Consider the following 3,194-nt stretch of genomic DNA (forward strand, 5'->3'; position numbering starts at 1 on the left):
GAACTGCTTTGATGTAATTGTCTATGTCTGGTCGCTTATCAACATAAATTATCTCTGAGTCGAGTTCTAAGCGTTTCTTTTTCACCTCGGCTATCCGTTTAGGTGGATAGATGTAAAACGTCATAGCAACGGATATAGCGCCCTTCTCGATAATTCTAGGATTCATTAATCTAAGTTGACTCTCGCAATTACGCTTCCACTGTTTCATGTCCTTATCTTCATAGGTTCCGTTTCGTCCAAAACGTGGCCGAGATTGTGGCTTTGGTTCTAAATGCAATGTATACCTAGTCATTTTCTATCCTTCATTTTGGGTACATGTCCAAACACTTTTTCGTACATCTTTTTCGCAAAATCAAGTTGTGCTTCATATGATTGACCATTTAGAACCCAAAAATCATATTCCTTATTTTTTTGTTGGTAATGATAGATGAAATAGCCTACCCAGTATTGTTTAAACAATTGTTTTGCTCGATCGTCAGAGACATTTCCACCTTTTACGATATGTTGGCTATACCTTGTTAAATAAGGTACCTGTATCTCTTTGTAATCCTGAGGCAACTTATTGTGTAGTGTTTTTAACAACTCAAAGTCATTCACTCTCCGCACCTCTTTCGGCGAGAGAACGTTCTGCCTCAGCCACCCAATCTATTTCTGGTTCAACTTTCTTTGGTGTTTCAGTTATATGACTAGGCAATTTCTCAACTCTTTTGTTCCCATATCTATTACCCGCATGATCTTTTTTCGCCCAATTCTTAATCGTTGCAAAATAGTTCTTATATGACTTGCCTGTGGATTCACAGTAAGAAGACACTCTTTCTATACGCGCTTCCCAATCAGCAGGGAATTCTTTTTTCAGCTTCTCAAGCTGTTCATCACTTAATAAAACATTTTTGTATTCCCCATATTTATGACGCGTAGGCTTAGCCTTCGTTTTCGAAGGCGTAACATCTTTCTTTCTCTTTATTTCTTTATCTAGTTCTAATTCTTTATCTATATCTATATCTGTTGCGTTACTCTCCGTTACTTCCGCGTTACCAATAACGTTAGCGGTAACGTTACCTAACGTTAGTTGTCTTTGTTTCTCTTTGTACCTAGACTGACGTATTCTATTCTGTTCCCTTACCTTCTCCAAACCCTCAATAGACTGGTATTCTTCCCAATTCTTGATAAACAAAATATCTTGATATCTTGTTATCATTGAGTATTTTTCAAGAGTAATTAAGGCAAATTGAACAAATTCTATATTGAAATCAAAGTCTGCAGCTAAGTCTTCCTCTTGATAAGGCATAGTATCCGTTAGGAAGATTCCTCCGCTTTGATTGCTCTCTCCTGCTCTAGCTAAGAGGAATACCCAAAACAAGATAACCTTGTCGCCTTCTGGAAGCTTTCTGATACGCTTAATTTTTTTGTTGTCTGGCAAACCAGTACTAAGCTTAATCCAACTTATTTCAGCCAAGTTCTCAACCTCCGATCCTCAACTTTTTAATCTCGTCTTGATTCAGTTTGATACCAATAACGTGATGTTTATTTTTAAATGCTGCAATTCCGATTTGATGCTTTTCTTGATGGTGGGTTCTACAAAGTGCTGCAAAATTAAATTCTGTGTGGTCTACCTCACTTCGCTTTCTTCTTCCCAAAGCTTTATCAAAATGGTCAATATCAGCATTCTTTTTACCGCAAATACAACAGGTTCTTGTCGTTAAGCATTTATAAAAATAGTATTGTGTGTTTTGTGGTGGTATCTCATACCCTTCGCGAAATGGAATATCGTTTTCAAATATGAAATCTAATATCAATTCAGACAACGTAGATACTTCATCGACAGTATTCTCTGATTCATTTGATAAACTAATGTTTTTACCTGTAAAGTATCTAAATTGCCAATAAAACACGTCTTTCAGGCTTTCTAAAGGCTCTCCAGTATAAATGTATATATCTTGCATTAAAGCGAACACAAAGCGTCTCTGTTGCGGCGTAAACCCACGTGGATCTTTGATGGACAGTTCCGCTTGTCGCTCGCCATCAAAACCGTTGAAAATGGTCTTCAATCTTTCAATGTTCAGTTCTTCTTTAAGCTCTAAAATGATTTTCCTTCCAGAAATTTTCGTTATCTTTGCAAGGTAAGAAAGATTATTCATTTAGATCACTCTTTTACTGGTGGCTTGTTCTTATCGAACAATTCTTCTTGCCGAACTTCTTCGTCTTCTTTAGCATCATCATTTTCAGGTTCTTCCGTTCTTTCAAGAATCCCTTTCAAATTTTTCAAACTCTTTATTGGTAAATCGTCAATTCTTCTTCCGTTAGCTTTCCCCATCATTTCATCAAAGACGGACTTTCTCGTTGATGATTCTTCAGACATGCCTATGATATCCATCACTAATTCCCGTCTTTGTTTTTCTAGATCAATTCCCTGATCGGACCAATCATAAATTTTTCGTCCAGTTTCTAATGACACGTTAAACGGAAGATCAAACATGTTAGAATTATCTTTTGTAGCTTCGGCAATATGGTCTTGATCCATCCTCAATGCAATAGCAAATTCATATTCTAAGGCGTCTTTTTGGTCTGGCTTAAGCCCCATTTTTACTATCTTCGTTTTCCCTTTTTCATCCTTATCGAAATCATAGGCTTGTTTACTCCGAGACGTCGCAACTACATAAACTGAGTTGCCAGTCACTAGTTTAAGAAATTCTTTTTCCAGTGGTTTTACTTTCGCCCAAGCCTGCATATTTTTACTTGAATTACCTTTGGTAAAACTTTCTACTTGTTCCAAAATCCCGCCATCAATTATCACTACTTCGATGCCTTCAGCTTTCATTAACCGAAATGCCTGAATATAATTGTTCACTGTGTATGGAGGCTCAAAGTCCAAGTGTAAGAATTCTCCAATGTATACACCCGCAACAGTAGACTCTGCATACAAAAGCGCTCTCTTATGTTCAGTATCAATAACCCCGATTTTCAACCACTGTTCCTCGTCTGATAAATCGGGATACATTTTTTCAACGATCCCTTTTGCAATTAAAAGAGCTGATACTGTTTTTCCGCTACCACTTGCTCCTGTAATCATGATGGGAACTTTTAACTTTTCTCTCTTAGCTTTTTTTACTTCCATACTATTTCTCCACCTTTACGGATAATTTTTCGCCTTGTGGAATGACCTTAACCGCTTCGACTACTTCACCATCACTATT

The 3,194-nt window shown here is 37.1% G+C and carries 5 protein-coding genes; all 5 read right to left on the minus strand.

The window, feature by feature from the left end; translation table 11 throughout:
* Positions 1–292 (minus strand): RusA family crossover junction endodeoxyribonuclease (locus PGP85_RS21125; RefSeq protein WP_270329182.1); only part of this gene is annotated, 292 nt, incomplete at its 3' end.
* Positions 289–597, minus strand: coding sequence for a hypothetical protein (locus PGP85_RS21130; protein WP_270329183.1), 309 nt, complete (start codon positions 595–597; stop codon positions 289–291). The genes PGP85_RS21130 and PGP85_RS21125, both read right to left, overlap by 4 nt.
* Positions 590–1,456: a phage replisome organizer N-terminal domain-containing protein gene (locus PGP85_RS21135; protein WP_270329185.1), complete on the minus strand. Its 867-nt coding sequence runs from the start codon at positions 1,454–1,456 to the stop codon at positions 590–592. The genes PGP85_RS21130 and PGP85_RS21135 overlap by 8 nt, the downstream gene beginning before the upstream one ends.
* A gap of 4 nt (positions 1,457–1,460) precedes the next feature.
* Positions 1,461–2,138: a putative HNHc nuclease gene (locus tag PGP85_RS21140; RefSeq protein ID WP_270329188.1), complete on the minus strand. Its 678-nt coding sequence runs from the start codon at positions 2,136–2,138 to the stop codon at positions 1,461–1,463.
* 5 nt (positions 2,139–2,143) lie between these two features.
* The gene (locus PGP85_RS21145) at positions 2,144–3,115 is read right to left on the minus strand and encodes a DEAD/DEAH box helicase family protein (RefSeq protein ID WP_270329190.1); all 972 of its coding nucleotides are present in this window, start codon (positions 3,113–3,115) and stop codon (positions 2,144–2,146) included.
* Positions 3,116–3,194: the final 79 nt, after the last annotated feature.

This window comes from Enterococcus malodoratus, assembly GCF_027659535.1.
Taxonomy (GTDB): Bacteria; Bacillota; Bacilli; order Lactobacillales; family Enterococcaceae; genus Enterococcus_A; species Enterococcus_A malodoratus.

What these genes read in the sequence shown, in the direction of transcription:
- PGP85_RS21140 (WP_270329188.1), bottom strand. Translation starts at nt 2,138, where the DNA reads ATGAATAATCTTTCTTACCTTGCAAAGATAACGAAAATTTCTGGAAGG.
- PGP85_RS21145 (WP_270329190.1), bottom strand. Translation starts at nt 3,115, where the DNA reads ATGGAAGTAAAAAAAGCTAAGAGAGAAAAGTTAAAAGTTCCCATCATG.